The sequence below is a fragment of the Coleofasciculus sp. H7-1 genome, assembly GCF_057473865.1.
In genome coordinates this window covers 38,869-58,126 of the sequence record NZ_JBYCCT010000056.1, presented here as the reverse complement: position 1 = coordinate 58,126, position 19,258 = coordinate 38,869, and the positions used below count along the sequence as shown (strand labels likewise).

At 48.4% G+C, this 19,258-nt stretch carries 16 protein-coding genes; 10 read left to right on the top strand and 6 right to left on the bottom strand.

Annotated elements, in window-relative coordinates; genetic code table 11:
* The first annotated feature begins 289 nt into the window (after positions 1-289).
* The 4 genes from AC2VDX_RS14255 (at position 290) to AC2VDX_RS14240 (ending at position 8,381) form a co-directional block, all read left to right on the top strand.
* Positions 290-3,787: a beta strand repeat-containing protein gene (locus AC2VDX_RS14255; RefSeq protein WP_378181838.1), complete on the top strand. Its 3,498-nt coding sequence runs from the start codon at positions 290-292 to the stop codon at positions 3,785-3,787.
* Positions 3,788-3,888: 101 nt separating this feature from the next.
* Positions 3,889-4,533, top strand: a complete 645-nt coding sequence (locus AC2VDX_RS14250; protein WP_378181835.1) for a pseudouridine synthase — start codon at positions 3,889-3,891, stop codon at positions 4,531-4,533.
* A 195-nt stretch (positions 4,534-4,728) separates the two neighbouring features.
* Entirely contained in the window at positions 4,729-7,032 is a 2,304-nt protein-coding gene (locus tag AC2VDX_RS14245; RefSeq protein ID WP_378181832.1) for a serine/threonine phosphatase, read from the top strand.
* A 77-nt stretch (positions 7,033-7,109) separates the two neighbouring features.
* Positions 7,110-8,381 (top strand): protein kinase domain-containing protein, encoded by a 1,272-nt coding sequence (locus tag AC2VDX_RS14240; RefSeq protein WP_378181829.1) that lies wholly within the window; start codon positions 7,110-7,112, stop codon positions 8,379-8,381.
* On the opposite strand, the gene AC2VDX_RS14235 is transcribed toward AC2VDX_RS14240, so the two are convergent.
* Positions 8,378-8,599 (bottom strand): DUF4327 family protein, encoded by a 222-nt coding sequence (locus AC2VDX_RS14235; protein WP_190415607.1) that lies wholly within the window; start codon positions 8,597-8,599, stop codon positions 8,378-8,380. The two genes, AC2VDX_RS14240 and AC2VDX_RS14235, sit on opposite strands and share 4 nt — an antisense overlap.
* Positions 8,600-8,911: 312 nt before the next feature.
* Between AC2VDX_RS14235 and AC2VDX_RS14230 the strand changes: the two genes are divergently transcribed.
* Positions 8,912-9,796, top strand: a complete 885-nt coding sequence (locus tag AC2VDX_RS14230; RefSeq protein WP_378181957.1) for a lipid kinase — start codon at positions 8,912-8,914, stop codon at positions 9,794-9,796.
* Positions 9,797-9,851: 55 nt separating this feature from the next.
* Here the strand turns inward: AC2VDX_RS14230 and AC2VDX_RS14225 are convergent, their stop codons facing one another.
* Together AC2VDX_RS14225 and AC2VDX_RS14220 are read right to left on the bottom strand one after the other, a co-directional pair.
* Positions 9,852-10,703 (bottom strand): Uma2 family endonuclease, encoded by an 852-nt coding sequence (locus AC2VDX_RS14225; RefSeq protein WP_378181826.1) that lies wholly within the window; start codon positions 10,701-10,703, stop codon positions 9,852-9,854.
* Complete coding sequence (locus tag AC2VDX_RS14220; protein ID WP_378181823.1) at positions 10,700-10,834, bottom strand: hypothetical protein; 135 nt, start codon at positions 10,832-10,834, stop codon at positions 10,700-10,702. The genes AC2VDX_RS14225 and AC2VDX_RS14220 overlap by 4 nt, the downstream gene beginning before the upstream one ends.
* Before the next feature lie 530 nt (positions 10,835-11,364).
* Between AC2VDX_RS14220 and AC2VDX_RS14215 the strand changes: the two genes are divergently transcribed.
* Positions 11,365-11,871, top strand: a complete 507-nt coding sequence (locus AC2VDX_RS14215; RefSeq protein WP_378181820.1) for a hypothetical protein — start codon at positions 11,365-11,367, stop codon at positions 11,869-11,871.
* Positions 11,872-12,194: 323 nt separating this feature from the next.
* Here AC2VDX_RS14215 and cimA read toward each other — a convergent pair whose 3' ends face one another.
* Complete coding sequence (gene cimA, locus AC2VDX_RS14210; protein ID WP_378181817.1) at positions 12,195-13,850, bottom strand: citramalate synthase; 1,656 nt, start codon at positions 13,848-13,850, stop codon at positions 12,195-12,197.
* 106 nt (positions 13,851-13,956) lie between these two features.
* Here cimA and AC2VDX_RS14205 point away from each other — a divergent pair, with 106 nt between their 5' ends.
* From AC2VDX_RS14205 to AC2VDX_RS14195, 3 genes are all read left to right on the top strand, one after another.
* A complete protein-coding gene (locus AC2VDX_RS14205; RefSeq protein WP_378181814.1) occupies positions 13,957-14,295 on the top strand; it encodes a 2Fe-2S iron-sulfur cluster-binding protein in 339 nt (112 codons plus the stop codon).
* A gap of 127 nt (positions 14,296-14,422) precedes the next feature.
* Positions 14,423-14,923, top strand: coding sequence for a hypothetical protein (locus AC2VDX_RS14200; protein WP_378181954.1), 501 nt, complete (start codon positions 14,423-14,425; stop codon positions 14,921-14,923).
* A gap of 4 nt (positions 14,924-14,927) precedes the next feature.
* Positions 14,928-15,695, top strand: coding sequence for an ABC transporter ATP-binding protein (locus tag AC2VDX_RS14195; protein WP_378181811.1), 768 nt, complete (start codon positions 14,928-14,930; stop codon positions 15,693-15,695).
* 87 nt (positions 15,696-15,782) lie between these two features.
* Here AC2VDX_RS14195 and AC2VDX_RS14190 read toward each other — a convergent pair whose 3' ends face one another.
* Complete coding sequence (locus AC2VDX_RS14190) at positions 15,783-16,181, bottom strand: ExbD/TolR family protein (RefSeq protein WP_378181808.1); 399 nt, start codon at positions 16,179-16,181, stop codon at positions 15,783-15,785.
* On the bottom strand, positions 16,165-16,815 hold the full coding sequence (locus AC2VDX_RS14185) for a MotA/TolQ/ExbB proton channel family protein (protein ID WP_378181805.1): 651 nt from the start codon (positions 16,813-16,815) through the stop codon (positions 16,165-16,167). The genes AC2VDX_RS14190 and AC2VDX_RS14185 overlap by 17 nt, the downstream gene beginning before the upstream one ends.
* Positions 16,816-17,126: 311 nt before the next feature.
* Here AC2VDX_RS14185 and AC2VDX_RS14180 point away from each other — a divergent pair, with 311 nt between their 5' ends.
* A complete protein-coding gene (locus AC2VDX_RS14180; protein WP_378181802.1) occupies positions 17,127-19,244 on the top strand; it encodes a TonB family protein in 2,118 nt (705 codons plus the stop codon).
* The last annotated feature ends 14 nt before the right edge of the window (positions 19,245-19,258 follow it).

Below are 19,258 nucleotides of genomic sequence, written 5' to 3'. Positions count from 1 at the left end.
CCACTTCCCCAACTAGCTCCATGTTTTTATATGTAACGACAGATGCAACTGCTTTTAGAACAAATTGGCGTTTTGATTGCTTGAACGCTCCTCGGCGCAGCTGACTCGTTCGGCAGAATAAAATAATCACTTTTTGCGATGATTGTCAAGTATTTAAACTAAAGGGAGCAGAGAAGGCGATCGCGCGACTGCCTTCTCTGTTTAAACACACATCAACCTATAGAGATATCTACGCCATTAATGCAATAATTCTGTATTTCCAAGTAATTTCTTCTTAAAAACTATAATTATGCAGACGTTATTCAAGCACTCTCAGGAAGCGCAAGGACGGAAAATAGAGGATAAAAGAAACTTCTCTTCCTTATATGACCCTCTTTCATTTCTCTTCCCAAGCATCACTTTAGTTGCAACTTTAGTCTGTTACTCTACTTGTGCCCAAGCTCAAACAACTCTGCCATCTACACCAGGACTCAACTTTCAAACAAGTGGCCGATCTCGCGGTCCTGGTGTTGGGGACTGGTACACCACCGCAACCAGCGCCAGCACCGATAGGGTTCACCGCTTCTTTATCAGCATTACCGAAGCTGATATAGCCGCAGCAGGTCCCGGAGGCATTGTTATTAGTGTCAATGACGCAGAGAGTAACGGGACACTACCAGATGAAGTAAGTGGCACACCTGACCCCACCCGCTTTGAGTTATTTGGTCCGACTGGGGCACTACCGATCAACAGTCAAACAGTACCATCAGGCTCAGCCAATGGCACAACCGTCACCTTTCCAGCCATAACCACACCTGGCATCTACCAGGTTACGAGCGTGACGGGTGCAGGCCCAATCTCTGGGAATTTCACGGCGACTCTGAATAACGATGATAATGGCTTTTCTATTGTTGTCCCTATTTCCGAAGTGCTAATTGGTCAGTTTCAAGGCACTTTCCAGAAGGACGCGGGTGCCACTCAAAACCTTCCATTCTTTTTTCTGGTTGGACCTGGAACTAACAGCCTGTTTTTGCGAAACTTTGACCTGGATAGTAATGGAAATATAGGGATAAGTTATATCCGCCCAAATGGTGCAACTACGGCAGGTACTGTATCAGACGGTGGTATTTGGAATAGTGTCGGCGGCGATTTGAACAACGGGGGAGATACAATCGCCTCATTAAATGCGATCGCTGATGCTGGAAGGTGGGGGCTGACAATCACAAATTTCAATATTAATAACCAAAGTCTTCTTGAAGCGAATAATGGCAATGGAAGCCGTCTGCCTCTATTCGATCAGCCTCCCCAAAAAGCAGGTAACTTCACAATTACGCAAAACACTACACTGGCAACCACAATTGGCAACGAAGTTTGTCACCCGTTTACGGTTACAAATAACTTTTTTACCACTGATATTATTAACCTAACGCTTTCAGGCACCGATCCGAAGTACACGGTGCAATTGCGAAATGCTGCCGGTACGACTGTTCTTCCAGATACCGATGGCGATGGAAATTTGGACACGGGAATTTTGCAGCCAGGAGAAAGCAAAGTTTTTACTTTGTGTGTAACTCCTAATCCTGGGGCACCTCCTCAGGATGTTACAAGAATTAGTGGAGTTTCTTTTATAGATCAAAAGGTACGCCAGCAAGCTGGTAATGAACCGCCGACTCCACAATTTGTTGATAAAACTACGACTATTCCCACTCCACCCGTCGTCACTGGTACAAAATCCGTTGCTCTGGCAACAGATGCAGATGGGACGAGTTCGGTGACACCGGGCGATCGCGTCCGCTATACAATTATCTATACAAATACGGGGTCGGGTGCCGCCAACGAGTTCCAAATTACAGACGCCTTACCTACTGGACTGACCCTGGCTGCAACACCCACCGTCACTGTTGCTGGAACGGGCACCAGTGCCGCTGTTAATCCAGCTTATAACGGTGCTGGAACCAATACCTTACTAGCTGCTGGAGCCGTCTTAGCACCTAATGGCACTATCACCGTTACCGTGGATGCTACCGTTGGCAGTGGAGTGACTGGCAACTTATTCAACCAAGCTACTGCCACTTCTCCTACCCCTGGCTTCCCACCCGGAGGAGTCCCCACCGATGCTAATACTCCATCAGGCAGCATTAGCCAAACGCCCTACGGCGATACTGGCCCTGCCGACAAGACTGGATTGACCATTGGCTTAGTCCCCGTCCCTGTCCCTACCGCCACTAAATCCGTCCGCTTTGTGAGTGACAACGATGGCACAACCACACTTACCATCGGTGATGACGTTCAATACACCATCATTGTTAGCAATCCCACATCCAGTCTGATTAATGACTTAGTCATCAGCGACGTTATTCCCACACAGTTGCTGGTGCTGCGGAATACCGTTACTGTAGACGCTGGTTTTGCCCTTGCCGCTAGTCTCCCTGGCAGTAACTTCAACGGTACGGGCACTCCTGTGCCTTTCACCCAACCAGGAACCCTAGCCCCTGGTGCCACCGTTACTCTCAAGTTTAACGCCCGTCTCAGACCAGGGGCGGCTAATCCGATTACTAACCAAGGGAGAGTGAACTTTGCCGGAGATAATGGCAATCCTATACTCACAGATGCCAGTGACTCTACAAACCCCACGCAACCTGGTTCTGGAACTAATCCGGGCTATCCCAGTAATATTGGTTCTGGCGGCAATGTGAACCAACCCAATCAAAGCGGTGCTGACCCCAACATTCTTAACTTTGTCAATCCTGTCTCACCCAGCGGTTCCAAATCTGTCCGTCTGTTTACCGATACTGATAGCAGTGGTACTGTCACGACAGGTGATGTAATTGAATACACCATCACCTACATCAACACCACTCCCAATATTGTTGTCAACAACTTCCTGGCCACTGACAGCATCGACACCAGCAAGTTGAGTTTTGTCCCAGGGAGTTATAGCTTTACGTCTTCTGGAACTGGGACAACAATTACGGGGAACTCTAGCTACAACGGTACCACCGACACGAACCTTACCAATCCCACCACTAAAGGTCAACTAAGTGCAGGTGGTGGCAAGGTGACGATCAAGTTCCGTGCTACGGTGACGGCGACGACTGGCGTGCAGATTATCAACCAAGCTAGAGCCACATCGACAGGTGGAACGGTCAATAACTCTGTGACAGATGGGGTTGCAGGATCTAATGACTTGCCGCAGGAGTTGGATGATGGGATTAATCAGGGCAACCTGGGAGATACTGGGGATGATGACCCAACTGTGGTAAGTGTCGTTGCTTCTGGAGTACCGCGTCTGCGTTTGGTGAAGCGAATTACCAATGCAACGAGAAATGGCGTTCCGATTAGCGGGATTAATTTTGGTAGCTTTGTAAATAACCAAAATGACCCGAATGATGATGCTTCGGGCTTTTCTCAACTGTCGCCAGTGGGCGTGAGTAAGTTAGGATCAGAAACGCCTTTGGCAAGCGGTGATGAGGTGGACTACACTATCTATTTCCTATCTGATGGAACTGCCCCAGTCAACAACGTCAGATTCTGCGATGCGATTCCATCGGGGACAACGTTTATCGCCGATAGTTTTGGGTCAGGTAGCGGGATTTCGGTGAATCAAGCAGGAACAGTGACTGCCAAAACGAATACTTCAGATACAGATGCTGGGACATTTTTCTCGCCGCTAGCTCCATTACCTACGGGGAACGCTTGCTCTAACCAAACCAATCCCGACGGGGCAGTTATCCTAAATTTAGGCACTGTTTCTAATACGGCTGGTAGTAATTTTGGCTTTATCCGTTTCCGGGTCAAAATCAACTAATGAGTTATTAGTTATTAGTCATTACTTGTTAGTTCCGCGTCAGTTGCGGCGTTGGCACATTCATTGTTTAAGCTAATGACAAATAACTAAACTAATGACTAATGACTGATGACAAGCGATATCTAATTTTTTACAAGCCTTATGGCGTCTTGACTCAGTTTACGGACAACAGTCCAACTGAGCAGAAACGCAGCACGCTGAAAGATTACATCCTTGTTCCCTCGGTTTATCCGGTGGGTCGATTAGATTGGGATAGTGAAGGATTGCTGCTGTTGACGAATGATGGGCAAATGCAGCATCGCTTGAGCAATCCTCGCTTTGGACATCCCCGGACTTATTGGGTGCAGGTGGAACGGATTCCGGATGAAGAGGCGCAAAGACGTTTGCGCGAAGGCGTGGTGATTCAAGATTACCGGACGCGACAGGCTTTGGCGCAGTTATTACCCGATGAACCACTGCTACCGCCTCGCAATCCACCGATTCGCTTTCGCAAGAATGTGCCGACAGCATGGCTGGAGATGACTTTGACGGAGGGTCGGAACCGGCAGGTGCGGCGGATGACGGCGGCGGTAGGGTTTCCGACGCTGCGGCTGGTGCGAGTTGCTCTAGCTCACCTGCATCTTGTGGGTCTGGAACCCGGACAGTGGCGCGATCTAACTCCAATTGAGTTAGAACTATTAAAGAAGCTGTGTCAAACTGATGCTAGTCGCATAAATAGTTACGAGTGGCGATCGCTCGGTGGATAGCGATCGCGTAGTGTAGACGTAGCACGAATCATTGAGGGTGCAAGACGTGCGTATGGCTTCCCCGTCTGCTAACGCTGACCTTAAGACTTCTACCTGTCGAAGTTGGAAGCTTCGATTGTGACGTGGCAAACTAGATCGCAGTTACTTTGTCTCCCTTAAATCAAAATACCACACGGGAATCGAGGAAGTTCCGCCATGCTTGTCTGTCCCCAGTGTCAGTTTGAAAATCCCAATACCAACAAGTTTTGTCAAAAATGTGGAACTTCCCTAACCCACAAAGTTTGTTCTGAATGCACAACTCAAGTGCCATTCAATCTCGTAAATTGTCCCAATTGTGGTGCCACGACGGGAACGGTGTGGTGGGCGATTCTCTCGAAAGATTCAAACTCGCAACTCGCCGCAGTCGCCTCTCCCACGCTTGGGTCGGAAGCAGCAACAGCTGATTCTAGCGAGAATATGGGAGTTGCAGATATCGACCTGGCTGAAACAACACAGCCGGTAACGGCTGCGGCTTCAGACGCGGCTACAATGCCAGCAGACGTTGCATCTGAGCCAGACGGGGCAACTGTACCCTTGCCGACCGCTTCAGGGGTCGAGGAGTTGCAGGCAACCTCTGTACCAGAGGAAAACACTTTGTCAGCAGATTCTCAAGCTTCTGCCATGTCACCATCCGCTTCTGTCTCATCAACAGATGTCGAGACTCCAATGGCGGAGAACGAATTAATCGCCTCAAGTTCGGCTGCGGAGACTTCGACAGAGACAACCCGTGAAAATAGCAGTAGTGGGGACATCCAAGTAACACCACAGGTTGTATATTTAGACCCCCAGCAGCGTTATCAATTGCTAGACTCTCTGCCAAGCAATGCGGACAGCGCTGAGGTGATGGTGAGAGTTTTAGACTGCCAGCCGTTCCAAAAAGCTCCGCTGACAGCCATCATGGAGCAACTACAAGGTGCTGAAGCAGTAAATGCGGCGAGTAACTCAGAAACGATGTCTGCTGCGGCCCAATCGGTCAAAAACCGGACTTTTATTGACCAGACTCTAAATGTAAACTCGTTAGCCGCCAAAAGTATTCCCAACATTGCCCAAGCATATTTGGATTTACAGAATAAGTTGTACCCGACCCTGCCAGCTATTCACGATGCATGGCAGCAGGACCGAACTTCCGTTTTGCTGCTAGAAGACCGTTCCCAGTGGCCTTTGCTCAATGACCTGAGCAATTATGCTCAAATTCCGCTGTTGCAGATTTTGTACTGGCTAGATGAAATGGCAAAATTGTGGGTAGCGCTAGAACCCTGGCAGATGCGTCAGAGTCTGCTGGAGTTATCAAATCTGCGCGTGGATGAGGATCAAACACTGTGCCTGCAACGCTTGTATAGAGAGCCAGCCAACGCAACGCTGTCACTGCAAAATTTGGGGCAAGTGTGGCAAGGATTATTTGACCTATCAGGGCGATCGCAATTAGATTCTCTGGATCAACTCTTGGGCAATCTGCAAAGCGGGAAGATTCAAACCCCCTTAGACCTGCAATCGCAGCTAAAGGCGATCGCTCAAGAACAAGAAGATTCTCAACCCTCCAAAACTCGGATTCAGCCACCCCTCACCTCAGAGGATTCCATCCCTGACACCAGCGAGGGCGATGATATGCCCACGATCATCCTGCCGATGCAGTTGCTCAGTCTCGACGATGCTGGTTGCACGGATATCGGGCGGCAACGGGAACACAATGAGGACAACTTCGGCATTAACACGGAAGTTAAAAAGCAGGAAACTCCATTAGGTCGAACCGTCCAAGCACGGGGGATCTATATTCTCTGCGACGGCATGGGAGGACACGCTGGGGGCGAAGTGGCAAGTGTGATGGCGGTGGATACTGTCAGGCGCTATTTCCAAGACAATTGGCAAAACCATTTACCAACAGAAGACCGCATTCGGGAGGCAGTGCTTTTAGCCAATAAAGCAATTTTTGATATTAACCAACACCACGAACGTTCTGGCCCTGGACGAATGGGGACTACCCTCGTCATGGTTTTGATTGAGGATACTAAGGTAGCGATCGCTCATGTCGGGGATAGTCGCCTGTATCGTCTCAGCCGTAAACGAGGTTTAGAACAAATTACTATCGATCACGAAGTCGGTCAACGGGAAATCCAGCGAGGGGTAGAACCTTCAGTTGCCTACTCCCGCCCCGATGCCTACCAGCTAACCCAAGCTTTGGGACCGCGAGACGAGAATTTTGTCCGTCCTGATATCCAATTTTTGGAACTCAATGAAGATACTTTACTGCTTTTGTGTTCCGATGGTTTATCAGACAATGACCTCATAGAAACTCACTGGCAAACTCACCTTTTGCCTCTGTTGAGTTCTAGAGCCAACCTGGATCAGGGTCTTTTGCAACTCATTGACCTCGCCAATCAGCACAACGGTCACGATAACATCACAGCAGTGGTTATCCGCGCGAAAGTGCGACCCAACCTGGATCAACATCAGATGTTTTAAAAGTTTTGAATTTTGAGTTTTGAGTTTTGAATTCAAACTTAAAACTCAAAACTCAAAACTAATAACTCAAAACTATTATGGTTACGCTGACCCTTCTCGATCCATCGTCTACCTCTCCGCAGCAGTGGAACTTCCCAAGAGCATCCACGATTCGGATTGGTCGCGCCCCTGATAATGACGTAGTTCTTAACGATGGTATGGTTTCCAGGCACCATCTGGAACTTCGGAGAGTAGGCAACTCATCCAGTAGCAACGGAGGCACCCCATCCGTGCAATGGTTGCTGGTCAATCAAGGCACGAATGGCACCTTTGTCAATGGCATCTTGGTTTCCCAGGGAGTGGTATCGGATGATTCCCTCATCCAGCTGGCGCGAGGAGGGCCGGTACTGAAATTCCAAAGCAGCCAAGAGGAGCCAGCAACTCTCTCTCAGAAGCCCGGAGAAAGGGCACACAGTAGTCCGCTCCCACAGCCAGCAGCCAGTTCTGAAGCAGCTTGTTCTCACGCCGGAAATCCGCTGGGTAACTTGTTCTGCATCCACTGCGGGCAACCTCTGGTAAAGATACATCGCCACATCCGTCAGTATCAGGTGTTGCGGACGCTGGGACAAGGAGGAATGGGCACCACTTATCTTGCCTGGGACCCCGAACGTCCGCGCGGGGCGGCTCTAGTGGTGCTAAAGGAAATGAATGCCGATATGGCACAAAATTCCAAAGCTAGAGAACTCTTTGAACGAGAGGCTCGCACCCTCAAGACGCTGCATCATTCAGGAATTCCGCAGTATTATGACTTTTTTGTGGAGGGTGGCAAGAAATACCTGGCAATGGAGCTGATCCAAGGAGAGGATTTAGAAAAGCGCATCTATCTAAAGGGACCAGTACACCTCAAGCAGGCGATTGAGTGGATGATTCAAGCCTGCGACATCTTGGGCTATATCCATAGTCAAGACCCGCCCCTCATCCACCGGGACATTAAACCGGCAAATTTGATGGTGCGCTTTCGGGACAATCAGGTGGTGGTATTGGATTTTGGGGCAGTCAAAGAAATTGGCACGCCACCAGGGACACGCATTGGTGCCCCGGATTATAGCGCCCCAGAACAAGACCGGGGTCAGCCAGTGACGCAATCGGATTTATATGCGATTGGACCGACCCTGATTTTTCTGTTAAGTGGTGAAAGCCCCCAAAAGTTTTATAAACGACGGGGGATGGCTTACAGATTCAATGTTGAAGGGATGCCGACAATTACACCCCAACTGCGGATAGTGATTGAGAAAGTGACAGAACCCCGACCGAGCGATCGCTATCAAACGGCAAAGGAACTCTCTCAAGCTTTAACCGCCTGCCTTTAATCCTCGTCTTCCCAAGCTTCAACCGCCAGCAGTTCGCTGACTGGATCTTGCATGGTAAATCCAAATTCCAACAGTTCTTTTTTCCAGTAAGACCACTCATCTCCGTAGAGGAGAGCGATTTTCCAGAGTTTATCAGTGGGCTTGATAATATTCGATGTTACAAGTGAATGCATTTGACGCTGCATTTTCACCATTGGGTGAATTACTTGCTGAGTCATAGGGTCTAGAAATCAGTTTTGCAAATACTAGAAAGTAAAAAAGCTTCCCGCTTCTGATATTTAATGCGTAGAATTCTATGCGCTAGGGAAGCAATCCTTTATCCTTGTAGCGTATATTAGGGTATTCTGGCAAGTGTTTTGACGGCTTTTGTACGGAAATTACTACCGTCTCTTTCCCTGAGAGCCATTGGCAGTTCCCTCGCAACACAGACAGACAGTATCGCCTGCTGCAATCGGAAGCATATACTTGAGGCTGGGAGGATTGGGGTGATTTCTTTCTCCGCTGACCGAATTTCCCTCAAAACAATACAAATGAGTCACCGGGCACTGCTATTAGTGAATCCGAATGCTCGACGAGGTCAAGACGCCAGACGGCAAGCAGTTGAACAATTGCAACAACTGGGTTTTGAACTGGTGGAGGAAAAGAGTGAAAATCCCAAGCAGTTTTCTGAACTAATTCGGAAACACCGCCAACAGGTCGATTTGGTCATCATTGGGGGTGGAGATGGCAGTGTCAATGCGGCAGTGGAAGGATTGTTAGATACTGACTTACCCTTGGCAATTTTGCCTTTAGGCACCGCCAATAATCTGGCGAGAACCCTGAATATTCCCCAGTCGCTGCCAGAGGCTTGTCAAATCATTGCCAATGGTCAAATTCAGCGGATTGACTTGGGCTGGGTGAACGGGCAGTATTTTTTCAATATTGCCAGTCTGGGACTGAGTGCAGAAGTGAACCGCAGAGTTTCCAAAAGATTGAAGCGGCATTGGGGCGTTTTTGCTTACATTGCTACAGCAGTGCAAGTAATTGCGACTGCGCGACCCTTTTGGGTTGATATCCACTGGGAAGGTCAGTCTATCGAAGTAAAAACTTTGCAGATTACGGTGGGGAATGGTCGCTATTACGGCAGTGGCTTAGTGATTGCGGATGATGCCACCATTGACGACCAAAGGCTGGATCTGCATAGTTTGGAAATTAAGCATTGGTGGGAAACGCTGCCGTTGGTATTTGCTGCCTTGCGGGGGAAATCGGCGACAGGTAGGGGGGTGCGTACCATTCAGGGTAAAGACATTGAGTTATATACTCGAAGACCTTATCCAATTAATACCGATGGGGAAAGAACAACGGAGACGCCAGCCCGATTTCGAGTGATTCCGCAAGTTCTATCGGTTTTTGTGCCGTCATCTACCAAAAGGTAGGTAAATAGGGTGAGAGCGATCGCTTAAAAGTTATCTGGCGCTATGACGCGATCGCTTACTCTGGATCGATACCTAGCGATCGCAGTCGTTCAGCCAACCGTTCGGCGCGTTGTCGTTCTTGTTCTAGTTGCGTTTGAGCCTGTTGAGCTTGGGTTTGTGTTTGTTCTAGTTGCGTTTGTGCTTGTTGAGCTTGGGTTTGTGCTTGTTCTAGTTGCGTTTGTACCTGTTGAGCTTGCACTTGAGCTTGCTGAGCTTGAGCTTGAGCCTGTTGAGCTTGCACTTGAGCTTGCTGAGCGCGTTCTACTGCGAGTTTCGCGGCTTCCTCCGGGGTCGGGACGCTTGAGCCTTCTGGAGTAAAGTAGCGTAGCTGTCCCTGTTCTACGCCCATATACAAGCCTAGCTCCTCACACCAACGCCAGCCTGTCTCGTTCGGGGCAATTTCCTGATACCGATTTCCCTGCAACCTCCATCCTTCAAATTCCAGCGTATCTGGCGAAAACCAGAAATATTCCGGCGTGCGGAAGCGGTCTTGGTACAAATCTTTTTTCAACGTGCGGTCTGTCGTGGCGGTAGAAGTCGATAGCAACTCGATAATCAAATTGGGATACTTGCCATCTTCTTCCCACACCACCCAAGCATTGCGAGGACGTTTTTGGGTCTGCTTGACTAAGAAGAAATCGGGACCGCGAAAATCACGATTTCGCAGTTGTTGCCGACTAAAATAAATGGTGAGATTGGCACCGATAAAAAAATCCTCTCTTTCACGCCACAGCCATTCCAGACAAGTGACAAGCAACAGCAGTTGCATATAATGCAAAGAACTTTCCATTTCAGGCTCATCACTGTACAGTTGACTGGCATCAGGCATCATCGCATCTAGTTGCTGGGCAGTTATCGCAGTTTTCATTCGGGTTGAATTGCCTCTACATCGCATTGACTTAATTTTATTGTCAGGGATTTGGGATGCTTGACGCAAAGCGATCGCTTTCTCATCAGGAGTAAAGCGATCGCTTCCGTTAATGAATCAGAATTTACCACGTCAAAATACTCATCACCTCACCAGGATTAGAACCTGGTACAAGAGGACTCCACGCTCAAACTTGTGCAAAACCCTGGCTGAAGCTTTGAATGAGCTGATTGAGGATGAGGAACAGCCTGAGTAGCGATCTCTTAGGGGTGAGGTTTATAAGGAGGATGCGATCGCGTTCTGGTTTCGGAAATATTGCTACTTATCGGAATCTTATCAATATCAGTAGATATAGAGTCATAAGCAAAACATCTTCAACCAGCAAGGAAGGGCTTTAAAGTATGCAAGAAGCATTGCATACTTTAAGAGACGATTACCATCAAGCCAAATTAAACTTAATTAACGTGTTTTCCAGAAGCAGCAAAGAGACTTGCAAGAGTATTATAAGTTTATCGGTAAGTAGGTAACACCATTATCAAAAATGTGCTAAGCCTATGTTTAATTGCCTTAAAATATATTTCTTAACCTTTAAAAATTTGCAAGTTTTTAAAGGTTAAATATTATTCTTAAAAATCAAATCTATACAATAGAAACATGAATTATGATTAGATATCAATTTTTCCCTAAATCCATTAAAATAAATGAACAAAGCCAAGCAATTGTAGAATGTTTTCTCCGAGTAGAAGAACAAATAAAGTCACCTAACCATACTCTTTCAAGTAATCAAGTGTTGGATATATTGCGACCCTACCTATTAGCGGTTGAGATGCTAGTTGAAGCAGGTAAAGCAAGAGAACAGAAAATTCCTGTTCCAGTTTTGTTTGGATTAAACAATAAAGTTGATATATCTTTTGATGCTGATGCCTTAAGTAAAGATGGCAAAATAGTTTTAGAAATTGAGGCTGGTAGAGCAGTTGATAATTATCAATTTCTTAAAGATATATTTCAAGCAAGTATGATGGTTGGAGTTGAGTATTTGATTATAGCAGTAAGAAATGATTATCGGGGTAGAGATGACTTTGCAAAAATTTATAAGTTTTTGGAACTACTTTACATAAACAATCGCTTGATTTTACCTTTGAAAGGTATATTACTTATAGGTTACTAAATCAGTTTTGCTTGAACAGTATATTATTCGTTTAGCCAATTTAATCCAGGGATATTACATTAAATTAATGATTTAACTGACATGGCAATGGATACCTTGTACGAGTTTATAATTATGAGTCAACTGATGAAACTACAATGCCTTTTTTCTGGAGCCGCAAGGATGATTGCAAAGATTTTTACATAAACTTAAAAACTCGATTAATTTAAGCTTTTAGTAGTAATAAACTCTACGCTAATATAGCTGTGCAAACGATGGAGCGAGGAGGAAGCTATAAAGTTTGAAGCCGCGCCCTCCCCTTCATCCCACTTGCTGAATTTGCTTTATGTAGCTGCAACTTCTGTCGTCCGACTTGCGGAAGATTGCAACAGCAAACCGTATTCAATTCCCTCGACGACCGCCTGATAAGAAGCTTCTAGGATATTGCTAGAAACACCCACAGTTGCCCAGCGCTGATGACCGTTGCTAGATTCTACTAGAACGCGAGTTTTGGCTGAAGTCCCCGCGCCACTATCGAGAATCCGCACTTTGTAATCGGTTAAGTGAAATACAGCAATTTCTGGATAGAAATTGACTAAAGCTTTGCGTAATGCAGCATCCAGCGCCGAAACGGGACCATTCGCTTCCGCAGCTTCCAAAATATCTTTGCCATTGACAGCGACTTTCACGGTGGCGAGGGCGTTAGCATTCCTGACAATATCGCAGTGGACTTGAAAACCCTTGAGTTCAAACATTTGCTGTCGTTGTCCCAATGCCTCGCGCATCAGCAAATCGAAACTCGCTTCTGCTGCTTCAAACTGATAGCCTTCATTCTCCAGTTCCTTGAGGCGGCGTAGAAGTTGGCGACAGGCGGGATCTTGCTTATCTAGATCAATGCCAAAGCTGCGAGCCTTTGCCAAAATATTACTTAATCCAGCTTGGTCGGAAATCACAATTCGACGCTCGTTGCCGACTTGTTCTGGCTGAATATGTTCGTAAGTCAACGGGTTGCGCTCAACCGCTGAAACGTGGATGCCGCCTTTGTGAGCAAACGCAGAACGACCAACAAACGGTGCGTGTTCATCGGGAGCAAGATTGACGACTTCGCTGATTGAACGACTGGCTTCTGTCAGATGTAGCAGTTGTTCGTCTTGAATACAGTTATATCCCAGTTTGAGTTGCAAATTGGGAATCACAGAGCAAAGGTTAGCATTGCCGCAGCGTTCGCCGTAGCCGTTGATGGTGCCTTGTACCATTCTGGCTCCTTCCATGACGGCGGCTATTGCATTCGCCACCGCTGTATCAGAATCATTGTGCGTATGAATGCCTAGAAGCAGGGGGTTTCGAGTTTTGAACTCACTGCTGGCTTCTGACTGCTGAGCGCTGATTCCGATTACACTGGCGACATCCCGGACAATTTGGCTAATTTCGTGAGGAAGCGTGCCGCCATTGGTGTCGCAGAAGACGAGCCATTCTGCACCGGCTGCGATCGCGCTTTCTAATGTCTTGAGCGCATAATCCCGATTGTGCTTATAGCCATCAAACCAGTGTTCGGCATCGTAAATTACCCGCCGCCCCTGACTGCGGAGATATTCAATCGTATCTCCAATCATCGCCAGATTTTCTTCTAAACTGGTCTTCAGACCCTCTGTAACTTGTAAATCCCACGATTTGCCAAAAATCGTCACCCAGCGGGTTCCCGCCGCGAGAATGGGCTGCAACATCGGATCTTCTGCCGCAGTTGTATGGGGACGACGAGTAGAACAAAAGGCGACAATTTCTGCTGAGGAGAGCGGTTCTTCCTTCAATTGCCAAAAAAATTGTACATCTTTGGGATTCGCCCCAGGCCAACCGCCCTCAATGAACGGAACGCCCAACTTATCTAGCTTTCGGGCAATTCGCAACTTGTCTTCGAGTGACAGCGATAGCCCTTCGCGTTGGGCACCGTCGCGCAACGTCGTGTCGTAAATCCAAATTCGGTTTGTTTGATCTGAGTGCATGGGAAGTTGTAGCCGAGGGAGAAAATTTAACAGATGATTCTGTAAAGAACTGTAAAAATAAAGTTAAGACAAACAATCACTCAAGAGGCTCGTTGAATACATCATTATGCCAAAGGTAACAGCTCAAGGAAAAACGTTTGAGTGCAGTACGGGTGCCAATCTGCGTCAAGTGCTACTAGAAAATGGCATCGACCTCTACAATGGCAAGGCAAAAATCATTAACTGCCAGGGACTTAGCACCTGCGGCACCTGTGCAGTGGCAGTGGAAGGGAACGTTTCCGAAGCCAACTGGAAAGATAAAACCAGGCGATCGCTTCCTCCCCATTCTCCCACGGTAAACCGGCGCTTAGCTTGTCAAACGCAGGTTTTAGGAGATGTCAAAGTCACCAAATTTGATGGATTTTGGGGACAAGGCACTCAAACTGTTTGGACGCCGCAAGGATAAAGCAATTTCAGTTTTAAATTTTAGATTTTGGGTTAAAAGCGTGTCACAAAATCTTGAATTACAGCCGGAATCAGCGCCAACCAGTCGTTTCCTGTTTCGCATTTCCCCCCTGATTCGCATCACGTTGATGGCGCTTTACCTGGCACTGACGATTGCGCTACCGTTTTTGTCACAGGCATCTGCGTCACCCCTACCGCCTTGGTTGCTGTGGCTGGGAATTGCCTTGGGGTTAGTACCGTTATATGCTGTCCTCAGCGAACGGGTGATTGTGGATGATGAAAAAATCCAGGTAACTTATCCTGGCTGGGTTCCGGTTTTCTTCCGCAGAGGTTGGGCGTTACCTTGGGCAGAAGTCAAAGATTTAAAACTTCGCACCACGGGGCAAGGTGGAATCGTTTATTACTTTGTTAGCAAGTCAGAACAAAAAGCTTATTTGCTACCGATGCGTGTCGTTGGCTTTGCTCGGTTAGTTAAACTGGTGGAAGACAAGACGGGAATTGATACAACTGATGTTCGTCCTTTGTCTCAGCCTTGGATGTATCTAATTTTGTTAGTGTTCGCGCTGCTGCTTTTTGTTACAGATGGTTGGACAATTTGGATGGCGACTACACAAGGACGATTGACATAATTTTTTGAACTACGAAGACACGAAAGCACAAAAAGATTTGCTGCGACTGGAACGGGTGAGTCTAGCCGCGCCAGTCGGTTCGCAGTATTTGTTGAAGGAGATTTCGTTTGAGGTGTTTCCGGGCGATCGCTTATGTTTGATTGGCCCTTCTGGTGCCGGAAAAACTTCGCTGTTGCGGCTATTGAACCGGCTATTGGAACCCACTGCTGGTGCAATTTATCTGGAAAATCAAGATTATCAAAAACTTCCGGTTATCCCGTTGCGGCGGCAGGTAATGCTGGTTTCTCAAGAACCAAAACTTTTGGGAATGACTGTCAGAGATGCCTTAGCTTATCCTCTGGTTTTGCAAGGTGTCCCGAAACAGGTGATTCAGCAACAATTGCTCAAATGGATCGAGCAACTGCACATCCCAGAAGATTGGTTAGGGCGGACGGAAGTGCAACTGTCCCAAGGACAGCGGCAATTGGTAGGAATTGCCCGTGCCCTCGTTATCCAACCTAAAATTTTATTACTTGATGAGCCGACTTCTGCCCTAGATGCGGGTCGTGCTGCTTATGTCCTGCAAGTATTGACGCAACTGTGCAACGAGGGAAAAACCACAGTGGTGATGGTCAACCACCAGTTAGATTTAGCCCAAATGTTTTGCAATCGGGTTTTGTATTTGCAGGATGGGCAGTTGCTTGAGGATGTCTCAGCAACACAGATAGACTGGAGTAATTTACGCGATCGCTTTATCCAAGCGGAAGCCCAAGCCGCTCAAGATTGGGGTTAAAAGGTAATTAGTGATTAGTCATTAGTTAGTAGCAACAAACTAATGACTATCGACTGATAACGAATAACCTTTCATCAAATGGAATGATTACTTCTTCGTAGCGATCGCTAATTTTGCACCTTTAACCTTACGCAATTGATCCATCACCGCCACTACTTGACCGTGATTGACTCTTTCATCAGCATTTAGCACGATGAGGGTTTCTTGTTCGGACGGAATCAGCGATCGCACTCCGGTTTCCAGTTCCCCTAAATCAATTGGCTGGCGGTTGAGTGCTATTTCTCCCTCCTCGTCAATTGACACCGTAACGGGTGTCGATTTTTGAGCTTGTCCGGTCGCTGCTTTAGGCAAATTCACCGATAGCCCTTCTGAACGGGTCAAAAACAGCGTGGACATGATGAAAAAGGTCAGAATGGCGAAGATCACATCGATCATCGGCACGATGTTGATCTGCACTGGGATATCCGGCTCATCGGGTAGTCGCATAAGAAGGCTCTCCTTTTTCATAACGGCGGCGGTATAACAGTTCTAACTGACCGCCGTACTCTTGAATGTGTGCCGACTGTCTCTGATAGAACCCTCGAAAGGCATTTGAAAACACTAGGGCAAAGATCGCCACAATTAATCCGGTGGCGGTGGAAACTAACGCCTCACTAATCCCTGCCGTGACACCGACCGTCTGGCTGCCTCCTACACTCCCTAGCGTCAGCGAGGCAAAGGAGTTAATCAATCCCAAAACCGTTCCCAGCAACCCCAGCAGCGGCGAAAGGGCGATGATCGTTTCAAACACCACATTGAATCGTTTCAATCCAGGTAACTCTGCTTGCGCTTCACTTTCCAGCGCTAATCGAAATTCTTCTGGATTGGGTTGTTCCAGTTCCAATGCTGCCAAAAAGATTCGCGCAATCGGTAAGTCAGCATTCTGCTGTAGCCGATGTACAGCAGCTTCTGGATCGTGCTGATAAAGCTTCATCACGTCTCGGACAACCCGGCTTTGCCGTCGGTTAATGCGAAACCAAAATCTTGAACGCTCTATAACTAGGGCGATCGCTAATATAGAAAATCCTAGGAGTGGCCACATGACCACGCCGCCCGCTGCAAAAAGATTACTAATTCCCATCTAATTTCTCTAGGGCAATCAACAAGGCTTTGCCTACCAGCTTACTTGAGTATTAAAGCTGATAGAAGTTCTCAACAGAAATTAAACCTAATGAGAATCTATGTCAAGCAGTTTTTCCCGATTTTGAGAATAATGATTTTTATTGAGTAATTTTAACAAAGCCGATACCAAGGGTGAAAAGCTTATGAAAACTAAGTTTCGAGAGGTTTTGCTCACGGTAGCAACAGCCAATTCCCCTAGTTCTACCCCTTGACATTTACTTCGGTGCATCTTACCTTGACCAAACAAGTGCAAATAACTTGCAATAATATATGGGATTGTCAAGTGTTGCTGTTCAGCAGCGAGAAAAAGAAGAAGAGGCTCTGAGGTCTTTTATTGCCTATAGTCTCATCGGTTCCCTCGCACTCCATATCGGAGTGCTGGCTATGAGCAATCGTTGGGTGAAAACATCTGACATCGTTGCACAAGAGCCAATGGAAGTGATAGTTCTCGATCCTGAGAGCCTTCAAGCTTTGGAACCAGAGGAAGATACACCAAAAGAGGCAACTCAACAAGAGAATACTCCATCAGCAGCAAGTTCAGTTGCAGCCGGAGGTTCTCGCGTCTTAACTAGCTCTGGCAGTGCATCAGAAACAGGCTCAGTTGCAGCAGGTGGTTCAGGCGGCGGGACACCCGATACAACTTCTGCGCCCGCATCTCAACCTCGCACAGAACCAAAAGCGATCGCTCCCTCTCCACCCGCAGCGTCACAACCAGCGCCCACACCCCCTGAAGTGGTACCGCAGCCAGTACGGCAGCCGCTCGTGGTAAACTTACCCCCGTTCCGACCAGCTCAAACGCCCAAACGAGTCGAGCAACCAGTCGCTCCCAATTCAGTAACACCTGTCAAGCGTGAAGAACCCGTTGCTGAGACGCCCAAACGAGTAACTCCCGATCCAGTGGCAAGCGTGCCGCCGAAACCAGTAGAGAAGCCGTCTTTGGAACGCACTGAGGAACCCAATCCAGCAAGTAGTTCGCAGCCAATTCCCCAGCCTAGCTCGGTTGCCGTTGCGCCGTCTCCACAAAATGACAAGCCAGCAGCTCCAACACAGGCGAGTCCCTCTTTCCAGCAACAAACGTCTGAAAGATTTAGAGATTTGGTTAGAGGAATCACCGGCTCCAGACAAACTCAAGAAAGTGCCGGAAATAGTGGTAGCCAAACTGATAAAAGCAGTACCGTCGGCGGCTCTACTGTGGCTGCCGGAACGGGAAGTCTGCTAGGCAGTGGTTCGGGTACGAGCAGTAGCACTGAAGGCTCAGGACAAGGAAGCGGCAGGGGCAGTGGCACCAGCAGTAGTTCGGGTACGGGCACTGGCTCTGGTACGGGTAGCAGCACTAGCAGTAGTTCGGGTACGGGCACTGGCACCAGCAAAGAATCGGGAAGTGGAAGGGATGTAGCAATAGTTCCAGAAAATTTCAAACCAAGAACCGAGCCAAGAACTGAGCCAAGAACCGAGCCGAGAACTGAGCCAAGAGAGAGGAATGAAGAACGTCCTTCGAGGAGATCGGGATCGAGCCGAATCGGTTGCGTTAAATGTGACAAGCCCAACTATCCAAGCAATGCGAGACGGCAAGGCGTCGAAGGCGCATCCCAGGTCAGTGTTGATGTTGACGACAAAGGAAATGTCACCAATGTTCGGCTGTCGCGTTCCAGCGGTAGCAGTGAACTCGATGAAGCTGCTGTTAGAGCCGCAAGAGATTGGAAGTTCGATTCTTCCTCTGGTAGACGACAGGGGGTTCGGGCTTCAGTTGATTTTCAGCTAGAGGGATCGGAGCGGGAGCGCCGTTCTCGCCAGCGTCGTCGCTCAGAATCGGCATCTTCCGACCGTAGCTCGGAGTTATCGACTCCCCGGCGGCGGCGGCGTCTGGAATCGGCATCTGCTTCCACTAGCGCCTCAGATTCCCCACGTCGTTCTCGGCGGCGGCGTTTGGAATCGGCATCTGCTTCTACCGCCTCGGAAACACGGCGTACCAGTCGGCGGCGGCGGCTGGAATCGGCATCTGCTTCCACCGCTTCGGAAACGCCACGTCGTTCTCGGCGGCGGCTGGAATCGGCATCTGCTTCCACCGCTTCGGAAACGCCACGTCGTTCTCGGCGGCGTCTGGAATCGGCATCTGCTTCCACCGCTTCGGAAACGCCACGTCGTTCTCGGCGGCGGCGCGGGGAATCTGCGGCTGCCAGTCCGTCCCAGCAAGCCCCACGGGCACGGCGGCGGCGCGTGGAATCTGCCTCTAGTCCGGCAGTGCGGCAAGCCCCACGGGCGCGGCGGCAGCGGCGTCTGGAAGCCGGTTCAGCCAGTCAGTCACAACAAGCTCCACGGGCGCGGCGGCGCAGAGCCGCACCTTCCTCAGCAGAATCATCGGGTTCAGCTACTACGAACAACGAATAATTGCCTCTCAACCA

Excerpts from the sequence above, each read along its gene's own strand:
- AC2VDX_RS14255 (WP_378181838.1), top strand. The coding sequence starts at position 290 with ATGCAGACGTTATTCAAGCACTCTCAGGAAGCGCAAGGACGGAAAATA.
- AC2VDX_RS14250 (WP_378181835.1), top strand. The coding sequence starts at position 3,889 with ATGACTGATGACAAGCGATATCTAATTTTTTACAAGCCTTATGGCGTC.
- AC2VDX_RS14245 (WP_378181832.1), top strand. The coding sequence starts at position 4,729 with ATGCTTGTCTGTCCCCAGTGTCAGTTTGAAAATCCCAATACCAACAAG.
- AC2VDX_RS14240 (WP_378181829.1), top strand. The coding sequence starts at position 7,110 with ATGGTTACGCTGACCCTTCTCGATCCATCGTCTACCTCTCCGCAGCAG.
- AC2VDX_RS14235 (WP_190415607.1), bottom strand. The coding sequence starts at position 8,599 with ATGACTCAGCAAGTAATTCACCCAATGGTGAAAATGCAGCGTCAAATG.
- AC2VDX_RS14230 (WP_378181957.1), top strand. The coding sequence starts at position 8,912 with ATGAGTCACCGGGCACTGCTATTAGTGAATCCGAATGCTCGACGAGGT.
- AC2VDX_RS14225 (WP_378181826.1), bottom strand. The coding sequence starts at position 10,703 with ATGAAAACTGCGATAACTGCCCAGCAACTAGATGCGATGATGCCTGAT.
- AC2VDX_RS14215 (WP_378181820.1), top strand. The coding sequence starts at position 11,365 with ATGATTAGATATCAATTTTTCCCTAAATCCATTAAAATAAATGAACAA.
- cimA (WP_378181817.1), bottom strand. The coding sequence starts at position 13,850 with ATGCACTCAGATCAAACAAACCGAATTTGGATTTACGACACGACGTTG.
- AC2VDX_RS14205 (WP_378181814.1), top strand. The coding sequence starts at position 13,957 with ATGCCAAAGGTAACAGCTCAAGGAAAAACGTTTGAGTGCAGTACGGGT.
- AC2VDX_RS14200 (WP_378181954.1), top strand. The coding sequence starts at position 14,423 with ATGGCGCTTTACCTGGCACTGACGATTGCGCTACCGTTTTTGTCACAG.
- AC2VDX_RS14190 (WP_378181808.1), bottom strand. The coding sequence starts at position 16,181 with ATGCGACTACCCGATGAGCCGGATATCCCAGTGCAGATCAACATCGTG.
- AC2VDX_RS14185 (WP_378181805.1), bottom strand. The coding sequence starts at position 16,815 with ATGGGAATTAGTAATCTTTTTGCAGCGGGCGGCGTGGTCATGTGGCCA.
- AC2VDX_RS14180 (WP_378181802.1), top strand. The coding sequence starts at position 17,127 with ATGGGATTGTCAAGTGTTGCTGTTCAGCAGCGAGAAAAAGAAGAAGAG.